Below are 21,256 nucleotides of genomic sequence, written 5' to 3'. Positions count from 1 at the left end.
CGTTCGGGGACTTTTCTATTTTAACTCTGTCTGGCTAAGTTGAATTGTGCCATGCGGTAAGTCCAGAAGATGAGCCTGCATGGTGCGTTTGCCAAATTCCAGAGCCTGACTGGTATCGAACATAAAAATATCAACCTGATTTTGTTTGGAGCCTGCCATAAGGTCGTCGATAGTAAAAATTCCCAGTGATTTGATGTATACTTTTCTGCCGAATACCCAGCCCGAGTCGAAAAGATCTCTTGAAACTGCCAGAATTCCTGCCCGTACTGGTCGGTTTGAGGCTGTGTAATAAGGAGAGGAGTCTGTCTCGCTTTCTCGTGGAGAATATGCTGTCACAGTCACAGTCCGCATACGGCTGAGGTTTTGCATTGTCGCTTTATTAGAAACTGCAAATTTCAGTGCCAAACCGGAAAGAGCTTCTTCTCCCTCAATTCGGGCGTCCAGCGCCCCTACATTGTGACTTAGATTTTCAAGATGAGTTTCCAACTCTGCTATTCTGGAGTTTTGAATCTGTAAGACTGCAATGCAAACTATCATTCCAGAAAATAAGAGAAAGTTGCTCATAAGTCGTAAGGGCATGTTGTACTTCTCCCGTTGCAGTGAAGGATTTGCAGCTTACCCCAGCAGATTCTTTTTTTCCATCCTTTGCGTGCAAATAGTGGCAGCTTTTTATCTGTTGTAGTTATGAATAGTTAACAGGCCGCTAGCAGGGTGACGCTGTGTATCCTCTCCTTATATAAAGTTTTTGTATTTATTTTTTATGGAGCTAAGTTCTCGTGTGTCCTTGATAACGTTTACGGCTTTAGCTGAAACAAGGGGGATATGTTGACCCTGAAGTGGTTACGTTTGCATGCGGTTTTGATAGTGCTCTGTCTTCGCAGGATGCGAGGCTGTAAAAGACGCCCTTCAGGCACAACCTATGAAGATATATCTGAAGTGACAGGTCATGATTCTGAGTCCCAGAATATGATGAGTCGGGGGGGCGCATCGGTCGGTAGGATATTTGCTGCTTAACATTGCTGGATGCATAGTCTGGCAGTTGACGCTCTTCTGGTTAATGGCTGCTTGTCGGCACCGGATTGGAACGATTTAAGATTGTGAGGAGTACAGTTGAAGGGCTGAATGATTCTACAACGTTCAGGGGGAGGCAATGGGCAAAATAAGGTATCTAACAGTGAGTGGTATTAAAAGTTACCGGAACAACGCCTGCCAGTTGTTTTTTCAGCTGAGAAAGCGAAGAGAGTGTTCCACCAGGCTGTCTGTCTGCATGTCCATCTCAAAGCCATGCTCGTACCCCGCAAGATGCAGCAGGCCATGCGCTATCAGCCGTAAAGCATGTTCCTCTGCTCGTTGTCCGTAGAGAAAAGACTCACGAACTACAGCCACTGTGGAGAGAGCAAGTACCCCCATGTCATATGGGGGCATAGTCTCGAGCATTTTGCCTTGCGTTTCTATATGATGCTCGTTCGACTTTTGAGCAGCGGAATCGAGCGTTGCCCCGCCAGTACTGCCGGTAGCAAAAGATTCCTGCTCTTCGGAAGGAAAAGACAGTATGTTTGTAGGCCCTATGCAGCCGAGAAACTCTTCATTCAGCCGGGCGATTTCTTCATCGCCTGTAAGAATCAGTTCAAGGCTGGCTGCCGGAGTGCCAAGGCACTCCAACATGACCTGTATTGCCTGACAGGTTTGCCTTTTTGTATAGGGAAAGGCGATGAGTGCGCCAGTGCGTAGCGTCAGGCTAATCATTGTAAGTTGTCGTTTCGTGTCGGTGTTTGCGGGCGAGTCGGTCTATCAGATGCCGCGATGAGTGTTGTTTGTTTACGTTCCTGCTGAGCGGGTGCGCGTTTTTCTTCCTGAGGTGCAGCTTTGCCGTTTTGCCGTGCCTCAGGGTACTCAATGCGCTGATGGAAAATGCCGGTAAGAATCCTGTGAAAGCTGTCTGTAAGCATAGAAAGTTGTCGGAAAGTCAGTTCAGATTCATCCAACTGACCTTCGGCAAAAATCCCTTTCATTATTGTCTCAATGTGTCCGCGAATACGGCTTGGTGTCGGTTCGCTTAGCGTTCTGCTTGAGGCTTCTACTGCATCAGCCAGCATGACGATTGCAGCTTCTCTTGTCTGAGGTTTGGGGCCCAGATAGCTGTAATCTTCTGTTCTGGGATTTTCGCCGTTGTCTATGGCCTTTTGGTAGAAGTACCGGATAAGCGAAGTTCCGTGATGTTGCTGAATAATATCAGTAATTCTGCTTCCAAGCCTGTGCTGGCGGGCCAGTTCTGTGCCCTTTTTAACGTGAGAAAGCAGAATCAGGGCACTCATGGACGGGGCTAGTTTGTTATGCTTGTTCTTTCCGCCCTGCTGATTTTCGATGAAGTACTCAGGCTTAGCCAGTTTGCCTATGTCGTGATACAGCGCGGCAACTTTGCACAGCAAGCTGTTTGCACCAATTGCCTTTGCTCCGGCTTCTACCATGTTGGAAACAATAAGAGAGTGGTGGTACGTTCCGGGAACTGTAACCATCAGCTCCTGAAGAAGCGGTTGTTCCAGGTTCATTAACTCCATGAGGCGGAATCGTGTTGTGTAGCCAAATGCATGCTCCACAATAGGACTGAGGGCAAATACCAGCAGCAGAGAGAGGACTGCATTTGCTGTAACAAGCAGTAAGCCATACCCGAACCGTCCGAAACCTGTTCCTTCAAGAAAGACAACGCCACACCAGATGGCGATGATGCCTCCTGCAAGGGGAAACAGGCTCCATACCACGTCTTGCCTTGTCTGAGCGCGTCTTATGACCCATGCACCCCAGACTGAAGAAAGAAAGAAAAACAGCATAATATCTGCGTCGCCCTTGACCATGGCCATACAGATAAATGAGAGCAGCAGGGATGTCGTGACGCATCGGCGGAATGAGAAAATCAGTCCGACAAGGCCTCCGGCGCTTGCCAGCGGGAAAAGGAAAGGCAGTAATTCATATGAATAAGGGTCTTTTCCGGCAGCAAGTGCAGTGCCTAGCAGGTTCAGGCCCTTTGCCATGCAGGCAAAAAGCAGAATGGTGCAAGACAGGAAAATAATGTCTTTGCTACGTTTAAATGAAATGCCTCCGGTGCGGTGAGAAACCAGCAATGCTGTTGCAAGCAGCAATGAGGTGAAAAACACCCCGATCATTTTGGAAATAGACAGCAATTCATTTTTTTGTGTGAGCAGTGCCTGCAGCTTTAGCTGCATTTCTTCGGTGACGCGTTCTCCCTGACGAACGACTATCTCGCCTTTTTGTATGCGGTAATAAATCGGAGGAACGGCATTACGCACTTCTTCTGTACGAATGGTAGTTGCTTCACGATTCAGCGTAAGGGTAGGTGCAAGCAGCGGAAAAATCAGTTCGGACACAGCCCGCCGTATTCTCAGCGGGATGTTAAGATCGTGCCTTAGGTACGCCTCAAGGTCTTTTTCCAGCACTTCAATGTCGGGGATGAAACGAAGATCACCGCGTAAAGCCTCTGTGCCGGAAGACAAGTCGCGGACGATGATGCCGTTCCGCTCTTGCTGCAAAATGCGCTGGTCAGCCACAACACCGGAAGTAAGACGGGTTTCCAGCCAGGGCAGAACCTCTCTTTGCAGCAGCGTATTGAAGACCGGTGTGCGCCAGATATCAAAAGTCCGTGCGGAGATGTCACTATTCAGCATCTCGGCCAGCTGCTGGCGCATGGGTTCTGCGTCTTGCTCAGCCAATTGCTGCAGCGAATTTATGGTAGCATTCACATTTGCGCGTAGAACATCAATTGTCGCGGTGCTCAGGTCAAACACGGGCGGTTGGCTTCTTGCAACACGCAACCGTTTTTCTTCCGTTGCATCAGTATCTTCTACCAGTAATTCTTGATCCGCAGTGATTGTGTGTCCGGCCACTTCTCCGGCAACATACATAGTAACGGCCTCTTTGAAGTGCAAAGAGGCCAGAGCGGATAGAATAAGCAGCGAAAAAATAAGAACGGTAATGCCGGTGACCGGAACGGAAGGCTTTCGCATCCGTGCGCCGGAAAGCTGGGAAGAACTGTTATTTTTCTTTAGTATACTCATTTTCAAACCGATCATAAGCGTGAACAATTCTGCCTACCAGAGGGTGGCGGATAACGTCGTCTTCATGGAAATGCAAAAAGCGTATGCCCTTAACATTGCCAAGGATGCGCTGCGCATGCACAAGCCCTGAGCGTTCAAGCTGGTTTCGGCTGCCGGAGCCCGGCAGGTCAATCTGAGTTACATCACCGGTGATAACTGCCTGAGAGCCGAAGCCCATTCGGGTCAGGAACATTTTCATTTGTTCCGGTGTGGTATTTTGTGCTTCATCCAGAATAATGAAGGCATCGTTTAGAGTACGGCCGCGCATGAATGCAAGCGGCGCAATTTCAATAATGCCTTTTTCCAGCATCTCCGAAACTTTTTCAAAGTCCAGCATGTCATGCAAGGCATCGTACAAGGGGCGAAGGTACGGGTTTACCTTTTCCACCAGATCACCGGGCAGAAAGCCCAGCTTTTCGCCTGCCTCAACGGCAGGGCGGGTCAAAATTATACGTTTTACCTTTTTTGCCAGCAGGCTTGAAAGAGCCATGGCGACGGCAAGGTAGGTTTTTCCCGTTCCGGCAGGACCTACGGCAAAAATCATGTCATTTTCGCGCAAGGCGGCGATGTAGTCCCGTTGGCTTAGTGTTTTGGCCGTGATGGTTTTTCTGGGGGATACAACGAAAACCGCTTCTTTGAAAACCTTCATCAGGTTTGTGGAAGGCTCACGCGAAAGCATTGTCCATGCGTACAGAATGTCGCGCGGATACAACGGATGACCGGCCTTAAGAACTCCGTAGAGCTGAGTCAGCAGGTTTACCATAGTGTCTGCGGCACTTGTCTCTTCTGAGGTTACGCATAGTGTCGTGCCGCGGGTAGAGATGGTCGTTTCAGACCGCTCCGCCAGCAGATTCAGGTTTTTGTTCTGCGGGCCGAAAAGCGTGTTCGCCAGATGCGGGTCGTCAAATTCAAGGGTTTTACAAACAGTATTTATGTCAGTCATGCGATCCTATGACCGTGTTGCGGTTGAAAGTGGTGTTTTGAACTTTGCGGAAGCTACCTCTTTTTGGTCACAGAGTCTATTCGTTTGGTGGTATGGCCGATTGTTCAGGTGCGCTGGAACTTCTCACCATAAAACCAACTCTTGGTATGCTTTATGCTTTAATTCAGCAGTACGGAAAAAAGTGCTCATTGCCTTAAATCGTAACGGCAGCCGGAGGCTGACATGTATACATCATCTATTTCATCTGCATATGGGATGAACTTTACTGCTAATACTCTTAAAAATGAAAAAAATGATGAAGCAGAGGCAGAGCAGGCTGCTGCAAAAGAGTCTCTTGAAAATGTAAAAAGGCCCCGCGTAAGTGCATACACCGGTGGTGCATCGTCTATGAAAGAAATCAAGGCGATGATCAATGCTGCACTTGAAGGAATTGAGCCTAGCAGCAACGGCAAAATTACCTTTGCGATGCTGGATGAGCATCGGAATAAAATGGAAAAAGACTTTGCTGAACAGGTAAAGGCTGATTTGCGGGAACTGGGCGTGGCGGAAGACATCGATTTTCGTCTGGTAGCAGACCCTGTAACCGGAAATGTCGAGGTTGTCAGTTCTCATGCGGATAAAGCCAAGGTTGAACAATACCTTAAAGATAATCCTGAAATGGTTGAAAAATTCAAGCAGATTCAGACAATTTCTAATCTTGATAGAGCACGGCAGTTTAACGGAATTTCCAAGACTGATATGAAGCGTGAAATTCAGATGGAAGCGCTTGGCAGCTTTTTTATGAGCGCAACCAATAATGGTATGGGCGCAGGGTCCATGATGATGGATTACTTTCAGGGAAGTGCTTCCATCATAAACGGTTTAAATATGCGTATCTAGTTGTGCTGTCTGTTTGTGGCAGCACTTGAGTTGTTGCCATGAGTCGCCATACAGGGTAATTCGCGGTCTTTCTTGTGAAAGGCCGCTTTTTTTGTTGCAAAGATACCTGAACCTGCGTTGAGTGTGGCGAATTGTATCGGCGACTTTTGGATTTCGTATGGCGGAGGCGTAACAGTGAGAACAATTCAGGTGATTAACGTGCGATGGTTTAACGCAACGGCATGGTATGGGGCATACCTGAGCCGCCTGTTGCGTGAAGCCGGACATGAAACAGTGGTTCTTGGGCTTGAAGGCACTGAATCATTCGCTAAGGCTCAGGAATGGGGCCTTGAACCGCTTGGGTTTGATCTGAACACGAGTAATCCCGCGAAGCTTGCCCGACTCTATGCGCAGCTTCAGCGTCTTGTGAAGGATTTCAAACCTGATGTGGTGAATTGCCATCGCGGTGAAGCGTTCGTTCTCTGGGGCCTTATGCGCCAATGCGGTGCCGGCTTCAAACTTGTGCGTACGCGCGGTGATCAGCGCCTGCCAAAGAATAACCTGCCGAACAGGTGGTTGCATCGTGCCGTTGCGGATGCCGTAGTCGCTACGAATTCCGTCATGGCTGAACATTTTTGCCATACTCTTCAAGTTCCTTCTGCCAAGGTTCATACTATTCGCGGCGGAGTTGATAGCGGAAGATTTTATTTTAGCGCGTCAGGGCGTGAGAACATACGCAAAGAGTTCAACTATGGGCCGGAACATTTTGTTGTAGGGCTCCTTGGTCGCTTTGACAGGGTCAAGGGACAAAAAGAACTCATTTTTGCCGTGTCTGAACTGTTCCACAAACGCGGTATGCGTCATCTGCGTCTGATGCTAGCCGGATTTGAAACCGCAACTGCACTGGCGGAAGTGGAAGGCTGGATAGATGAGGCTGGCGTTCGGGAAATTACAGTCATCACTGGTAAGCGTTCTGATATTACTGACTGTATCTGTGCCATGGATCTTGGAGTAATCGCTTCGCTCTGGTCGGAAACTATTGCCAGAGCCGCACTGGAAATCATGGCATGCCAACGGCCGCTTATCTCTACCGATGTGGGAGTTATGCCGGACTTATTACCGCAGGATGCTCTGTGCGCCAAAGGGGATGTGGCAGCCCTTGCTGATTTAATTCAGAAGAACGCCGTTGATACAGATTGGCGTGAGGCTTTGCGCATAGAATGTGGTCGCAGGATTAAAACTCTTGGCGGGCAAGACTTTCTTGACGCAACGTTGGCTTTGTATAGCTCTTTGTGATTGTTTTGAATGTTAAATAGATGGTGCTGATAAGGAAGCTGTAATGAAAAGTTTTGCCAGTGATAATACTGCAGGTGTTCACCCCAGAATTATGGACGCCCTGTGTAAAGCGAGTGCCGGTCATGCTGCGCCGTACGGTGATGACGAATATACCGCAGAAGTACGCCGGCAATTTATGGCGCATCTGGGCGAGGATATTGCCGTGTTTCCAGTTTTTGCAGGAACGGCTGCAAACGTGCTTGCCTTGCGTGGGATGCTGAAGCCATGGCAGGCGGTTATCTGCTCTGACGTGGCGCACATCAATGTTGACGAAACGGGTGCGCCGGAATCCATGGCCGGACTTAAGCTGCTGGCCATGCCTTCATGTGATGGTAAACTTACGCCGGAGGCTATCGAACCTGCTTTGGCAAATATCGGCGTTGTACATCATGCACAGCCCGGTGTGCTTTCGATTACTCAGGCAACCGAATATGGCACTGTATACACTGTTGATGAAGTGAAAGCTTTGGCGGATGTCGCTCATTCAAACGGCCTTTTACTGCATATGGATGGTGCGCGCATTGCCAATGCCGCGGCGTCGCTGGGTGTTTCCCTGCGGCAAGTGACCCGCGATGCCGGTGTGGATGTGCTCAGTTTCGGTGGAACAAAAAACGGCCTGATGTTTGGCGAAGTTGTCGTTGTATTTAAGCCGGAACTTGCCGAAGGTTACAATTACCTGCGTAAACAGTACGGACAGCTGAGTTCTAAAATGCGCTTTATCAGTGCTCAGTTTATTGAACTTTTGAAGGACGGCCTCTGGCTGGAGAGTGCAACACACGCCAATGCCATGACAGCAAAGCTTGCGACAGGCCTTAAAAGTCTTTCCAAGGCAAAAATTACCCGCCCCGTACAAGGCAATGCCGTTTTTGCCTGTCTGCCTGCAGACGCCATTGCGGCATTGCGTGAAGAGTATCTGTTTAACGTATGGGATGCTGCAACCAATGAAGTGCGGCTGATGACGTCCTTTGCCACATCGTCTGAAGATGTGGAAGAGTTTATCGAAGCTATCAGAGCGGCCTGTAGCTAACAGAAGAAAGAAGAAGCTCAGCGCGCACCGGCCGTTCAGACCGGTGCGCGCTGTTTTGTTATTTGCGGATCAGATTGTAGAGGCGTGCAGTCAGATTGTTGGAGTATATTTTTACCCGCGAGTGTAGCCATTTTGCGGACTTGTTCTTTACCTTGAAGCGATGCACCGCTTCAGGTCTTCGGGGCGGATTTGCCCCTTGTGCCGTGGTAAAAAACACCTTGAAGCCGTGTTGCTTTGCTATACTTAAAGCTTCAGGCGAGAAGGTCCCCCAGGGCCAGCAGAATGTCTGACGAGTGTGCCCTAACTCTTTTTCCAAAGCGTTTCGGCAGAGCTCAAAGTCTTTTGCCATACGGTGATCCCGCTCAGAATCAGACTCGTAGGTGCCTAATTCGTCAGCTGTCAGCCTGCTGATGCGGTTTCGTAATGCTTCAACTTTTTCTTCATCACGAGCAAATTCATAAGCCAGCTCCGCATCTTGGGGCACATGCCTTCTGATTGTATCCAGCAAGTTAGCAGAGGGAACAAACGCACGTCCCACGAGTGCGGGAATAGCGGGAAAAGCAGGCATACCCCAAAGATTTTCACCTTCAACCTGATAAAATGTGCGACCTCTGCTACGCGGAAAAATGAAGCTGCTAAACTGAGGAGACGCAAAGACATTATTATGTGTGGTGGAGTGGGCTGCAATGCTGATGACACCCGAGGACTCCATTGCTCGGGCTTCGCTCCAGCTGATGAAGCTATCCTGCCGGACACAGAGGCCTTGTGCCAGTTCCTGAAATGGGGTGTCTACAGGGGGCAGAGTCTCGCGGCGGGCGCGACCTTCAAGTATATCTTCAATTGTCGGACGTAAGGCAGAATGGTGCTCAATCCGTGAAGTGACGGCAAATATGGTGCCTTTGTGACCATAACGTTTTAAGATGGGCCATGCGTAGACGTAATTGTCCAGGTAGCCGTCGTCGAAAGTAAATAAAACAGATTTTTTCGGAAGGGGGGTGCCGTGCAGCAGATATTGTTCGGCTTCAGTAAGGCTGATTCCTCGCCAGCCGTTTTCTGCCAAGGCTTTACAGTGATCTTCGAAAACTTCCGGATGTACGGAAATGGAGCCTTCACACTTGCTGATATAATGGTACATCAGTACCGGTAAACTCTTTGTCATGAGTAATTTCGCTTGACTGCGGATTAATACGGATTACTTGAAATAACGAGACCGCTTTCGGCAACAGTGTCGGAAGGTGACTCTGATACAGATGCTGTCAAAGGAGAGCTATACGAGATGGGAGTTGAATACAAGGACTACTACAAATTGCTGGGTGTAGAGCGCAGCGCCTCCAAGGAAGAAATTGCCAAGGCCTTCAAGAAGATGGCCCGCAAATATCATCCGGATCTGAATCCGAATGATGCTGATGCGGAGTCCAAGTTCAAAGAAGTGAACGAGGCATATGAGGTGCTGAAAGACGAAGAAAAACGCCGTCTCTACGACCAGCTGGGCCCTAACTGGCAACATGGCCAGAATTTTCAGGGGGCTCAGGGTTTCAACCGCGCAAATTTTAGCGGCGGTGCAGGATTTGATGCGTCCGGCTTCAGCGACTTTTTCGATATGATCTTCGGAAACGCAGGCGCCGGAGGCTATCAGCGGACGAGTGGTTTCGGGCCGGACCCGTTCGGCAATTTTTCCGGTAGACAGCGCAAAGGGCGTGATGTGGAAGCACAACTCACTCTTTCGTTGGAAGAAGCCTATAAAGGTGGTAAGAAAGCCATAACCTTACAAGGTCAGGGTGGTGCGAACAAACACCTTGAGGTGAATGTTCCTGCCGGGATTAAAGATGGAGCTAAAATCCGCCTTTCCGGTCAGGGCGATTCGGGAATGGGCGGCGGCCCTGCCGGAGATTTGTACCTGAAGGTAAAGCTTGCCGAGCATCCTCTTTTTACTGTCGATGGAACAAATATTATCGTCGAACTGCCTCTTGCTCCGTGGGAGGCTGTGTTGGGAACCAAGGCACGGGTGCCCACGCTGGATGGTGAAGTCGAGTTGAATATCGCTCCGGGAACGGGAAGCGGCAGAAAGCTGCGTCTCAGGGGCAAAGGTTTAGGATCTGCGGCAAACCGCGGTGATCTGTATGTACGGACTCAGATCCGTGTGCCGGATAACCCTACGGCAGAAGAACGCGAATTGTGGGAACGACTGGCAGCAGTTTCAACCTTTAACCCGAGACCGTAATGCAACACTGAACGCATCAGGAGGCGTGCCATGTCCGTAGAACGGCAATCCAGAGACTTACCTATCCGGTCGGAATATATCGCGTGGGCAGAGTTTATCGAGTTGACCGGAATTCATCCCGGAAGGCTTGGGGAACTGGTGGAATACGGCTGGCTCGTTCCTGTGCGGACAGCTGGTAAGGGGTACCTTTTCAGCAGGGTGGATGTATACCGCCTGCGTAAACTGCAACGTATTTGTGACGATTTTGATCTGCCCAGTGTCGGCGGAGTCATTATTGTAGATTTGTTAGAACGTATCGACCATCTGGAACGTAAAGTAAGGACTCTTGAAAAATTGATTTAATGCACTGATTGCAGGTTGGTACGAAGGAGAGTGTCATGGATCTTAATAAATTTACTGAAAAATCACAGCAGGCGCTGAGTGAAGCGCAAAATGTAGCTGTACGATTGGGTCATCAGGAAGTTGATGCCGAGCACCTTGCGCTCGCTCTTGTGGCTCAGGAACAGGGACTTGTTCCACGTTTGCTTATAAAAGCAGGAGTCCGTCCGGAAGCTTTTGCCTCTGCACTGGAAGCAGAGCTTGGAAAGAAGCCTGCGGTCAGCGGACCGGGAGCAGCTCAGGGGCAGATTTTTGTTACGCAGCGCTTGAACAGGTTGCTGGTGAAAGCTCAGGATTTCGCCAAACGGATGCAGGATGAATATGTCAGCGTGGAGCACCTGTTCTGCGTGCTGGCTGAAGAGTCTAAATCCAGCCCCCTTGGAAAGGTTTTTTCACAGTTCGGGCTGACGCAGGAAAAACTGCTTAGCGTCCTTACTGAGGTTCGCGGGGCGCAGCGGGTAACTTCGTCTAATCCGGAAGATACCTATGAGGCGCTCAGCCGTTATGGCCGTGATCTTGTAGAAGAAGCTCGCAAGGGAAAACTTGATCCTGTAATCGGCAGAGATGCTGAAATCCGGCGTACTATCCGCATTTTGTCACGGCGTACAAAAAACAACCCCGTACTGATCGGTGAAGCAGGAGTTGGTAAAACAGCCATAGTTGAAGGCCTTGCACATCGTATCCTGAACGGGGATGTTCCTGAAGGGTTGCGCGATAAGAGCTTGTTTGCCCTTGATATGGGTGCGCTTATAGCCGGTGCCAAATATCGTGGTGAATTTGAAGAACGTCTGAAGGCCGTGCTTAAAGAAGTAGAGCAGGCCGAAGGCCGTATTCTGATGTTCATTGACGAGCTGCATACGATTGTCGGTGCCGGAAAGACTGATGGGGCCATGGATGCGGGCAATTTGCTCAAGCCGATGCTTGCACGTGGCGAGCTGCATTGTATCGGCGCCACCACTCTGGATGAGTATCGTAAGTATATTGAAAAAGATCCGGCCCTTGAACGGCGTTTCCAGCCGCTGGTTGTGGATGAACCTTCGGTGGAAGACACGATTTCTATTCTGCGCGGACTTAAGGAGCGTTTTGAGGTGCACCATGGCGTGCGCATCAGCGACTCCGCGTTGGTAGAGGCTGTTACGCTTTCAAATCGATACATCGCAGACAGACAACTGCCGGACAAGGCTATTGACCTTATTGATGAAGCTGCTGCGCTTATCCGTACAGAGATTGATTCGCTGCCAGCCGAACTGGATGAAGCGAATCGTAAAATCATGCAGCTTGAAATCGAACGTGAAGCGTTGCGGCGCGAGACTGATGAGGCTTCACGTGAGCGGCTGCAGAAGCTTGAAAACGAACTGGCAGACCTGCGCGGAGTACAGGCGGCTCTTAACTCTCAGTGGGAGCAGGAAAAAGGCTCAATCGATGGTGTACGAAATCTGAAAGAAGATATCGAACGTACACGCCGGCAGATCGAGGAAGCAGAGAGAAATTATGATCTGAACCGTGCGGCAGAGCTTAAGTATTCTGTACTGCATGATCTGGAAAAAAGGTTGGCGGCAACAGAAGGTACTGACGCGAAAGGCCCCCGCTTGCTTAAAGAAGAAGTCGGACCGGATGACGTGGCCGAGATTGTCGCACGCTGGACGGGCATTCCTGTAACCAGACTGCTGGAGTCTGAGCGCGAAAAGTTGCTGCGCCTTGCTGATGTGTTGCACGAAAGGGTAGTAGGACAGGATGTTGCGGTTGATGCAGTGGCAGAAGCCGTGCTCCGCTCCCGCGCCGGTCTTTCAGACCCTGCAAGGCCTATTGGCTCGTTTATCTTCCTCGGGCCTACCGGTGTAGGTAAAACTGAACTTTGCAAAACACTGGCGCAGTCTTTGTTTGATACAGAAGAGAATATTATCCGGCTGGATATGAGCGAGTACATGGAGAAACATACTGTGGCTCGTCTTATCGGGGCGCCTCCCGGCTACATCGGCTACGATGAAGGCGGCCAGTTGACCGAAGCCGTGCGGCGTAAGCCATACAGCGTTGTGCTTTTTGATGAGATAGAAAAAGCGCATCCGGATGTGTTTAACGTTTTATTGCAGCTTCTTGATGACGGACGGCTGACGGATAGCCATGGCCGTACAGTGGACTTTAAAAATACCATTGTGATTATGACGTCCAACATCGGCGCACCGTTGATGCTTGATGGTATTTCTCCGGAAGGGGAATTTAACCCCGGAGTGGAGGAAGAGGTTTTCGAAGAACTCAGAAGGCACTTCAGGCCGGAGTTCCTGAACCGTGTTGATGAAATAGTGCTGTTTAAGCCGTTGATGCTGGAGCAGATTGTAGCGATAGTTGAATTACTGCTTAAGCGCCTTGAAGGCAGGCTTGCAGAACGTAAGATATCTGTAGAGCTTTCGGACAAGGCCAGGCGGTTCATCGCTGAATCTGCTTATGATCCGGTATTCGGTGCACGTCCGCTCAAACGTTATCTGCAACAACGCCTTGAAACACCGCTGGCTCGAAAGATTATCAGCGGAGAATTGCGTGACGGGCAGAAGGTGCGCGTGGACAGCGATGGGCATGAACTCTTTTTTGAGCAATAACATGTAAACTTCCGGCCGCCTGCGGGCGGCCGGTTTACGTTGCGTGAAACAGCAATGTCTGCTACATGCAGACCCCACCATTACAGTACCGCTCAGGCGGTGAATCAGGCAGGTGAAATATGAGCCTACGACTGTTGATTTGTACTTTACTAACTGCGGGCATCTTCGTGTTTATGGCGGGGACTGCATTTGCCAGAGGGGAGAACACTATGGTTCGCTTTGAGACAAGCATGGGTGATTTCGTAGTTGAGCTGGATACTGAGAAAGCTCCTGAAACCTGTGAAAACTTTTTGCAGTATGTGCGCGATGGGTTTTACGATGGAACTATCTTTCACCGCGTGATTGACGGTTTTATGGTTCAGGGTGGAGGTTTTACCGAAACCATGAAGCAGAAGGAAACTCGTGAGCCTGTCCAGAATGAAGCTGACAACGGGTTGAAGAATGAAGAGTACACGCTTGCAATGGCTCGTACTCAGGACCCTCACTCTGCAACCGCGCAGTTTTTTATTAACGTAAAGAACAACGCATTTTTGAACCACAGCGGTAAATCTGTTTCCGGCTGGGGCTATGCCGTGTTTGGTAAAGTAACCATGGGGCAGAGTACCATTGATGCTATTAAAGCCGTTCCCACCGGCAGCTACGGACCTTTTGAGAACGTTCCGCTGGTACCTGTAGTGATCAACAAAGCTGTGGTAATGGATTAGCCCGAACTATTCCTGACACATGTGCTTATGGGCGCCTGTTGTTTTTACGGCAGGCGCTTTTTATTTGTTCTGTTGCCGCATTGTGCAATAACAGGTAGATAGGAAAGTAAAAGCTATAACTTGTACTGACCAGCAGAGGCATTATGACATACAGAACAGAGCATGACAGTCTGGGAGAGCGTAAGGTTCCAGAATCCGCGTATTACGGCATTCAGACTCTTCGCGCATTGGAAAATTTTGATGTCACAGGCTTGCCCGTTTCACAATACAATAAATTCATTCAGGCATTCGCCGCCGTAAAAAAGGCAGCAGCACTTGCTAACCTTGAGCTTGGCGAGTTGGCGCCGGAAGTTGCGGAGCCGATTGTACAGGCCTGCAAAGATGTTCGAGGGGGCCTTCTTGATGATCAGTTCCTGGTGGATGTTATTCAAGGCGGCGCCGGTACTTCCGTGAACATGAATGCGAATGAGGTCATATGTAACAGAGCCTTGGAACTGATGGGGCATGCGAAGGGCCGCTATGACATTATCCATCCTCTTAACCATGTGAATCTGTCGCAGTCTACCAACGATGTGTATCCTACAGCGTTACGCATAGCTTTGGTCTGGTATAGCAAAGATCTTTTATTGGCATTACAGGAATTGCGGGATGCGCTGTATGAGAAAGGCGAACAGTTCAGCAATGTCATCAAAATGGCCAGGACTCAGCTGCAGGACGCTGTCCCCATCACACTCGGGGCAGAGTTTACCGCCTATGCCGTGACAGTAAATGAAGATGTTGAGCGGCTGGAAGAAGTAATGAAGCTGTTGTGTGAAGTGAATCTTGGTGCGACAGCGGTGGGAACGGGCATTAACTCTGTGCCGGGATATGGCGCTCTTGCATGTTCTATCCTGGCCGATATTACGGACCTGCCAATCAAACAATCTGCGAATCTGGTGGAAGCAACAAGCGATGCCGGAGCTTATGTGACACTTTCCGGCTTACTCAAGCGGACAAGCGTAAAACTGTCGAAGATATGTAACGACCTGCGGTTGATGTCTTCCGGCCCGTTTACCGGATTGCATGAAATTAATCTACCGCCTATGCAACCGGGGTCTTCTATCATGCCGGGCAAAGTAAATCCTGTGATTCCGGAGATGGTTACACAGGTATGCTATCAGATTATCGGAAACGACATGACTGTGACTATGGCTGCAGAAGCAGGGCAGCTTGAGTTGAATGTTTTCGGGCCGATTATTTCGTTTAACCTGTTTCAGTCGCTGGGCGTTCTGACTCGTGCGGTGCATACGTTGCGCAAACGTTGTATCGAAGGAATTACCGCTAATCATGAGCGGTGCCTCGAGTTGTTGAAAGGCTCATTAGGAGTTGTTACTGCATTGGCACCGGCTATTGGCTATGAGGCTGCAGCAAGAGTCGTTAAAGAAGCTCAGGAGTCTAAAAAGCCGGTTGCAGAGGTTCTTGATGCTCAGGGGCTGATGACTGCCGAAGAGTATAACGAGCTGCTTGATCCCAGTAAGATGCTCGCTCCAAGGCAGTTCCGCAAAAGGTAGGCCCGATAGTGAAATTCAGTAAAACATATAGTTGCTCTCAGCCTATATCTGCCGCCATGCCTTTGTGGCCGGATGATCCTCCCATACAGTTCACGCCTTGGGCAGACTTTGATGAGGCGGGATTTTTGTTACGGGCTTTTTGTATGGGAGAGCATAGCGGTACACATGTAAATGCTCCGTCGTCATTTTTGCGCGGGGGGCGCGACATGTCGCATGTTGCGGCGTCTCCGCTGGTGTTTCCTCTGGTTGTAATGGATATTTCTGCCAAAGCCACTGCTTGCGCAGGCGCCATGCTTGAACTGGAAGATATACATGCATGGGAAGGGCGGCATGGAATTATACCTGAGGGAGCATTTGTAGCAGTGCATACTGGTTGGGATGCTTACTGGACAGAGCCGCGAAAGTTTTTAGGTGTGCAGGCAGGCGGTTCCATGATGTTTCCTTCCATTTCGTATGCTGCAGTAGAAATGCTGATTTCAGAACGTGGCGCATCAGGGGTCGGAATTGATACACACGGTGTTGATTCTCCTGCTGAAGATGTTTTTCGTTGTAATTCCTTTGTGCTGGCGCATGGCGGGGTAGTGGTGGAATGTCTTTGCAATCTGGGAGTATTGCCTGCCAAAGGAGCAACTGTGGTGATTGGCGCACTACAACTTGCCGGAGGAAGCGGTTCTCCTGCAGCTGTTACTGTGCTTGTTTAGTTTTTGCTTGCCGCTTTGTCCTCCGGACATAAACAGAGGGCCGCTACTGTTGTCGTGGCCCTCTGCTGATTTAGTTATCTTCCGTCTTCTCAGGATTCTTGCTGCATGTCTGCAATGATGTTTTTCAGTTCATCTGCAAGGCGAGCCAGATCGGCAACTGCTTGCGAAGATGCCATCATGGCTTGTGCTGTTTCATCTGCAATCCTGTTTATTTCTTCAGTAGAGCGGTTGATCTCTTCACTTGTTGCGGATTGTTGCTCTGCAGCAGTAGCAATGCTGCTTACCTGATCAGCACTTTCCTGTACCATCAACATGATTTCTTCCAGTGACTTGCCTGTATTTGTCACCATGGAGGTACCTTCAGAAATGGCCGTGGCTGCAAGTTCCGTATTACGGATATTCTTTTGTGCGCTTTCCTGAATGCGCTTGATGCTGGTACCTACTTCCTGTGTGGCGCTCATGGTTTTTTCTGCCAGTTTTCGTACCTCATCTGCCACAACGGCAAATCCTCTGCCTGAATCGCCTGCGCGGGCGGCTTCAATGGCCGCATTAAGTGCAAGTAAGTTAGTCTGGTCTGCAATATCTGCAATAACTGTCATTATCTGGCCGATTGCTTCCGCCTGCTTGCCAAGCTCGGCCATGTCGGTCTGCAGTTGCACTGCCTGCTCATGCGCATGGTTGATTTTAGTAATTGAGTTTTGGGCAACAGCACCGCCTTCCTGCGCCTTGGCTTTGGTCTGGTCCGCCAGTTGGGCTGCTCCAGTTGCGTTTCGGGCCACCTCAAGCACAGTCGCGTTCATTTCTTCCATGGCTGTTGCGGTTTCGCCCGTGCGTTCTCGCTGTGTATCTGCGCCGCGTGTTGACTGTTCGACCTGTGCAGAAAGTTCTTCTGTAGCAGAAGCAAGCAGTGCGGCAATGTTACCGGCATTTTCTGCTGCTGTCGCGATGCGCTGGTTTTGTTCTGCAATTTGACGTTGCTGCCTTCTTTGTTCTGTCATGTCCAGATACAGGCACATTCCGCCTGTAACAGTGCCGTCCAGTGCGGAAAGATAGGTTACGTTGGCCAGCACGTCAGTTTTACGCCCTTTGTGCCCTGAAATGGTTACTTCAAGGTTTGAAATAACCTCTTTATTGGTCATGCTCTTGCCGACAGCTGTTTTTCGGGTGGGATCATTGTAAAACAGGTCTGCCAAAGTCCGGCCTAGACATTCTTCAGGCGTTCTGTCGATTTGAAGCATATTCAGGCACTGCTGGTTAACAAAATTCGCTTTTTCGTTTGTATCTACAATAAGTGAAGGTAAGGGGATTTCATCCAGAACGCTTTTGCTGAACGACAATTTGTCTTTCAGTTCGCTCACCATCTGCTGCAGATCATTAGCTAGGCTTGCGAGTTCAAGCTGGAAACTGCCCCGTAGCTGGGTATTAAGGTTTCCACCTGTTACGGCTTGGCTATAGTTCTGCAATTGATGGATAGGCTTGGAAACAACCCGACGGATGAAGAAAACCGAGATACCGATCAGTAACAGAGCGGCAAGTGTGCCGATGCCAATCATGGTATTTCGTAGTGTTGTGGCGGTTTCAGCGAGATCATCCGTATAGGCGCTTGCGATTATTTTAAATCCTGTGGAGGGGATAGTCGAACTGACCATCACTTTGTCATCCCCCTCCCAGTTATAGTCCAGCGTCAGGCTGTCTTCTTGTAAGGCCTGCTGTATGAATGGAAGGCTTGCCATTGACTTAAAAATAATGTTTTCCTGTGGGTGAGTGAACATTACTCCTTCGCTGTCAGAAATCGCAATGTATCCTTGCTTACCCAGGGTGATAGGTCTGACATATATCTCGCTGAATTTTGTCCAGTTCAGGAAAATAACAACACCGCCAATAGTTTTTTCTGTTATCGGGTCAATTATTGGCGTAACAATTTCTACCAAAACAATACCGTCTTGTTGTATTGCCGTTGGTGATATGAAATCCGTTGCACTTTTAAGAGCTTTGATTGCGCTGTCAGTCAGTTGGTTTGTTATTCCTTTTTGCTCGCCATGGTGGTTTACAAGACGCAGAATATTGCCATCAGGGTCAAGAAGGGCCATTGCTTCAAGCATTGAATTGCCGTTTAAAGCGCTTTCAATATCTTGTGCAGGAATTGTTTTTGCCGAGTTGTAGCGAAGGGCATTTATGATTGTACGTTGCCTTGCAAAATTTTTGGCTGACTGCAGAGCTGTATTGATGGTGTTTTCTGAAATTTTAATAAGTTGCGTGTTTATGGTTGCGATATTTTGCTCTTGCGTCATAACTGTGCTCTGGTAGGAAACTTCAGTTACGATGTAAATAAGTATTGCAAAAACTATGGCAGTACATGCTGAAATTATTAATGAAAGTTGTGTGGTAATGCTTTTTTTCAACATGATTCCTCCCCGGTGTTGTGATAATATGTCGAGAGTGTACTGTAGTTATCGGTATTACTAGTTTTTTTATTAGGGTGGTTTGCTTTTTTCGCAAACTAAATGAGACTTCGTTGTTGAATTTTTTGTGCCGGCTTGTTGCGGAGTCCGCCTTGATGCTGGGTAGCAAAAAATAAGAGATACGTTTTGGGGAGTACTGAATGCAATCTGATATAATAAGTTTAAGAGCTTGTGCAGTTCGTATAATGTTCAACCATACTGAAATAACGGTCAAAGATTAACTTGTTGAAAAAATAACAGAAATGAGGTTAGCTTCCGCAGGTCTAAGCGAGAAGATCATCTCCTGCAATTGCAGGACATAGTACGAGGGACGATTGTGGCTTTGGAAAATACTTTTCCTGAAATTCTTGGTGTATACTCTTTGCAGCAGGATGCAGTAGTAGGCGTTGGGGGGACTCAGTCATTCAAGCAGCAAGTGACGTATTGGTATGTCCGTCGTCTGCAGGCTGACCTTTACGAGGTTCAACCTCTTAATGCTCATCATGTGCCTTCCGGCATCCGGCGGGAACATAATGAGATGGATTTTTTACGCAAGTATGTGCCCGAACCTTCGTATTACAAAACACACACTGTTCCTGCATTAAATTCGTTAAAGAATAAACTGCATGAAGGGGAAGCTTTGCTTGAACAAGGAGATCTGGACGAAGCAGAGCGGATGTTTATCAAGGCCCTGATGATTGACGGTTTGAATGTAACCGGAAACTTCGGACTCGGTGAAGTTTATTCTGAGAAGAAGGATTATATCCGCCTGAAAAGGGTCATTGATACTCTTTTAGGGATTGATGAGGCCTTTCAGAAAGAACAGAAGGCGCGGTTTAATAAATTTGGTATCAGTCTTCGGAAGAATGGGCATTATGATGAGTCCTTGCGCTTCTATAATCGCGCACTTGAAGTTGCAGAGGATGATCACTTACACTTTAATGTGGCACGAGTGCATTTTGAAAAGGGTGATCTAGACTCCTGCATGTTGCATCTGGAACGGGCTCTGGTTCTGAATTCAGAATTTTTGGAAGCTCAAAAGTTCTTGAAGTACTGTCAGGGGAGTAAGTGATTTTAGCTTTTCTAATTTAAATCTTTGCGAATTGCAGGCCTCTCGGTGTGGTTGATACTGTTTGGCGTGTCTTGCGGAAGCTAAGTGTATAGTCCCAGAGTGTGGTGTAATGAATTGTACTGATCTATCGTACGGCGGGTAGATGGGAAAAGCTCTACACGGAAGCGCTAAGACTACGCACGCAGTCAGATCAGCAATACAGCGATCACAAGCTTCGCCCTCGGAGTTAAGCGAACGTTACCGAGACTGTTCGTGAATGGAAACAGCCTTATGCTTTTGAAGATATTGCCACGGGGGCCAAGAATCCCCGCTTAACAGTTTTCAGCCTTGACGTATAAGAGGTTTGCGTTGCCTTCCGGCGTGAGACCTTGTTGCCCTAGGATGATTGCTTGTATGCTTTGCTGGCCAATATTTCGTATTTCATCCGTTCATCACTTACCTCGCTGTTTTGTTGCAGCCTGTAGTTTTGCGTAGCGTTTATCAGGATGCGCTGGAAGCGACCAAAAACATGGATGATGCTCAAACGGTGGAAGCAATTACAACTCTTGAGCCGGTGTTTTTGTTGCCTGAGCCTCAAGGTTCGGCTGCGGCGTAATCCACGGCATTGGTATTGCCGATGCTCACCGTTCTTTCACAATCAAATAGCGAAGATAAAAGAAATCCGGCTGTGCATACTGCACAGCCGGAATCACCATAAGGAACAGGCGGGAGTGCACCAACACCCCCACTGGCGCGATGCTAGGCCATCGTACCACGGCCCCCTGAATGGCTGTAACCATTCAGAAAGATAACCCGCTGCTCCAGTCGTCTGATCAGACTAAGCAGGGTTGTATCCAAGGGGCGTACCTCATGGCAACCATAATGAAAAAAGAAATACGATGTGGTCATTGCAACCGATTGTTGGCCAAGGGAGAGGCAAGAGAGCTGGAGATTAAGTGCCGTCGTTGCGGCACAATGAACTATGTGAGGACCGTGTGTCTCGACCGAGAAGCCCCAGAGGCTCACTCGGAGAAATCAGTTGAGACAACGTGGTAATGCGACTTTATATGAAGGTGAAGCCCTCCGCATTTTGATGAGTATGCCCTCGGAAAGTGTGGATTTGAATCGCCACTAATTTACTAGACACCCCCAACTTTACTAACAAACTTTTCTTCAAATTTTATTGGAGATAAGTTGCCATTGTGTCCATGGCGGCGAATCGGGTTATAGAACATCTCTATATAATTAAATACGTCCTGCCGGGCCTCTTCCCGGCTTCTGTAAGTTTTCCGCTTAATTCGTTCTCGTTTGAGAAGTTGAAAGAAGCTTTCTGCAACCGCGTTG

General features: G+C 48.8%; 19 protein-coding genes. 12 read left to right on the top strand and 7 right to left on the bottom strand.

Annotated features, from left to right (window positions below; translation table 11 throughout):
• Positions 1-15 precede the first annotated feature (15 nt).
• From ACK5LI_RS00375 to ACK5LI_RS00360, 4 genes are all read right to left on the bottom strand, one after another.
• Positions 16-579 carry a 3D domain-containing protein gene (locus ACK5LI_RS00375; RefSeq protein WP_416945646.1) on the bottom strand — a complete coding sequence of 188 codons (564 nt, stop codon included), beginning with the start codon at positions 577-579 and terminating at the stop codon, positions 16-18.
• Positions 580-1,221: 642 nt separating this feature from the next.
• Positions 1,222-1,746, bottom strand: coding sequence for an rRNA maturation RNase YbeY (gene ybeY / locus ACK5LI_RS00370; protein WP_416945645.1), 525 nt, complete (start codon positions 1,744-1,746; stop codon positions 1,222-1,224).
• Positions 1,743-4,070 (bottom strand): HD family phosphohydrolase, encoded by a 2,328-nt coding sequence (locus tag ACK5LI_RS00365; RefSeq protein WP_416945644.1) that lies wholly within the window; start codon positions 4,068-4,070, stop codon positions 1,743-1,745. The genes ybeY and ACK5LI_RS00365 overlap by 4 nt, the downstream gene beginning before the upstream one ends.
• Positions 4,048-5,052: a PhoH family protein gene (locus ACK5LI_RS00360; RefSeq protein ID WP_416945643.1), complete on the bottom strand. Its 1,005-nt coding sequence runs from the start codon at positions 5,050-5,052 to the stop codon at positions 4,048-4,050. Before ACK5LI_RS00360 ends, ACK5LI_RS00365 begins: the two co-directional genes overlap by 23 nt.
• A 222-nt stretch (positions 5,053-5,274) precedes the next feature.
• Here ACK5LI_RS00360 and ACK5LI_RS00355 point away from each other — a divergent pair, with 222 nt between their 5' ends.
• The 3 genes from ACK5LI_RS00355 to ACK5LI_RS00345 all read left to right on the top strand — a co-directional run bounded on the left by ACK5LI_RS00355 (position 5,275) and on the right by ACK5LI_RS00345 (position 8,272).
• Positions 5,275-5,931, top strand: coding sequence for a hypothetical protein (locus tag ACK5LI_RS00355; RefSeq protein WP_416945642.1), 657 nt, complete (start codon positions 5,275-5,277; stop codon positions 5,929-5,931).
• Between the two features lie 174 nt (positions 5,932-6,105).
• Positions 6,106-7,206: a glycosyltransferase gene (locus tag ACK5LI_RS00350; protein ID WP_416945641.1), complete on the top strand. Its 1,101-nt coding sequence runs from the start codon at positions 6,106-6,108 to the stop codon at positions 7,204-7,206.
• A gap of 43 nt (positions 7,207-7,249) precedes the next feature.
• Positions 7,250-8,272, top strand: a complete 1,023-nt coding sequence (locus ACK5LI_RS00345; RefSeq protein ID WP_416945640.1) for a threonine aldolase family protein — start codon at positions 7,250-7,252, stop codon at positions 8,270-8,272.
• Positions 8,273-8,330: 58 nt separating this feature from the next.
• Here ACK5LI_RS00345 and ACK5LI_RS00340 read toward each other — a convergent pair whose 3' ends face one another.
• Positions 8,331-9,431 (bottom strand): polysaccharide deacetylase family protein, encoded by a 1,101-nt coding sequence (locus ACK5LI_RS00340; RefSeq protein ID WP_416945639.1) that lies wholly within the window; start codon positions 9,429-9,431, stop codon positions 8,331-8,333.
• A gap of 117 nt (positions 9,432-9,548) precedes the next feature.
• Between ACK5LI_RS00340 and ACK5LI_RS00335 the strand changes: the two genes are divergently transcribed.
• The 6 genes from ACK5LI_RS00335 to ACK5LI_RS00310 all read left to right on the top strand — a co-directional run bounded on the left by ACK5LI_RS00335 (position 9,549) and on the right by ACK5LI_RS00310 (position 16,420).
• Entirely contained in the window at positions 9,549-10,493 is a 945-nt protein-coding gene (locus ACK5LI_RS00335) for a DnaJ C-terminal domain-containing protein (RefSeq protein ID WP_416945638.1), read from the top strand.
• Positions 10,494-10,523: 30 nt separating this feature from the next.
• Positions 10,524-10,835 (top strand): chaperone modulator CbpM, encoded by a 312-nt coding sequence (locus ACK5LI_RS00330; protein ID WP_416945637.1) that lies wholly within the window; start codon positions 10,524-10,526, stop codon positions 10,833-10,835.
• A gap of 35 nt (positions 10,836-10,870) precedes the next feature.
• Entirely contained in the window at positions 10,871-13,465 is a 2,595-nt protein-coding gene (gene clpB, locus ACK5LI_RS00325) for an ATP-dependent chaperone ClpB (RefSeq protein ID WP_416945635.1), read from the top strand.
• Positions 13,466-13,674: 209 nt separating this feature from the next.
• Positions 13,675-14,169, top strand: a complete 495-nt coding sequence (locus ACK5LI_RS00320) for a peptidylprolyl isomerase (protein WP_416945633.1) — start codon at positions 13,675-13,677, stop codon at positions 14,167-14,169.
• Positions 14,170-14,312: 143 nt separating this feature from the next.
• Positions 14,313-15,719 carry an aspartate ammonia-lyase gene (locus ACK5LI_RS00315; RefSeq protein WP_416945631.1) on the top strand — a complete coding sequence of 469 codons (1,407 nt, stop codon included), beginning with the start codon at positions 14,313-14,315 and terminating at the stop codon, positions 15,717-15,719.
• Positions 15,720-15,727: 8 nt separating this feature from the next.
• Positions 15,728-16,420, top strand: coding sequence for a cyclase family protein (locus tag ACK5LI_RS00310; RefSeq protein WP_416945629.1), 693 nt, complete (start codon positions 15,728-15,730; stop codon positions 16,418-16,420).
• 89 nt (positions 16,421-16,509) lie between these two features.
• Here the strand turns inward: ACK5LI_RS00310 and ACK5LI_RS00305 are convergent, their stop codons facing one another.
• Positions 16,510-18,711, bottom strand: coding sequence for a methyl-accepting chemotaxis protein (locus tag ACK5LI_RS00305; RefSeq protein ID WP_416945627.1), 2,202 nt, complete (start codon positions 18,709-18,711; stop codon positions 16,510-16,512).
• A 487-nt stretch (positions 18,712-19,198) separates the two neighbouring features.
• Here ACK5LI_RS00305 and ACK5LI_RS00300 point away from each other — a divergent pair, with 487 nt between their 5' ends.
• The 3 genes from ACK5LI_RS00300 (at position 19,199) to ACK5LI_RS00290 (ending at position 20,968) form a co-directional block, all read left to right on the top strand.
• On the top strand, positions 19,199-19,933 hold the full coding sequence (locus ACK5LI_RS00300; RefSeq protein WP_416945625.1) for a tetratricopeptide repeat protein: 735 nt from the start codon (positions 19,199-19,201) through the stop codon (positions 19,931-19,933).
• 385 nt (positions 19,934-20,318) lie between these two features.
• Complete coding sequence (locus ACK5LI_RS00295) at positions 20,319-20,528, top strand: hypothetical protein (protein ID WP_416945623.1); 210 nt, start codon at positions 20,319-20,321, stop codon at positions 20,526-20,528.
• A 170-nt stretch (positions 20,529-20,698) separates the two neighbouring features.
• Positions 20,699-20,968, top strand: a complete 270-nt coding sequence (locus ACK5LI_RS00290) for a Com family DNA-binding transcriptional regulator (protein WP_416945621.1) — start codon at positions 20,699-20,701, stop codon at positions 20,966-20,968.
• A gap of 83 nt (positions 20,969-21,051) precedes the next feature.
• Here ACK5LI_RS00290 and ACK5LI_RS00285 read toward each other — a convergent pair.
• A partial coding sequence (locus tag ACK5LI_RS00285) for an IS3 family transposase (protein WP_416945619.1) occupies positions 21,052-21,256 on the bottom strand: 205 nt, incomplete at its 5' end.

This window comes from Oleidesulfovibrio sp., assembly GCF_047973035.1.
In the GTDB taxonomy this organism is placed as follows: domain Bacteria; phylum Desulfobacterota; class Desulfovibrionia; order Desulfovibrionales; family Desulfovibrionaceae; genus Oleidesulfovibrio.
Note: the sequence above shows the minus strand (reverse complement) of the source record. Positions and strands in the feature narration are given on the sequence as shown.